The 290-nt window shown below is 65.5% G+C and carries 1 pseudogene; it reads right to left on the bottom strand.

What is annotated here, in order from left to right:
• A pseudogene (locus AU465_RS32775) lies at positions 1-253 on the bottom strand (IS66 family transposase); the annotation flags it as partial.
• Positions 254-290 lie beyond the last annotated feature (37 nt).

Raw genomic sequence — 290 nt, forward strand, 5'->3', positions numbered from 1 at the left:
TCTTGCCGGTCAGGATCCGCACGACCTGGCGCTTGGAGATCGACACGCCGAAGTCGCGCAGCAACGCGACGATCCGCTCCACGGTCGATTGACCCTGGTGATAAAGCGACAGCACCAGACGCCGAAGCTCCAGACCGAAGTGCCCATCGACCCCGTCCGGCAGCGCAGCGACGACGATCCGGCCATTCGGCAAACGCCAGCGGTCCCGATGATAGCGGACCACCTGCACCCCGATCGTCAGATCCTGCACCACGAAGCTTGTCCGCCCCAGAAACCGCGAGCCCGGTGGC

Source organism: Mesorhizobium silamurunense (assembly GCF_014843905.1).
Taxonomy (GTDB): Bacteria; Pseudomonadota; Alphaproteobacteria; order Rhizobiales; family Rhizobiaceae; genus Mesorhizobium; species Mesorhizobium silamurunense.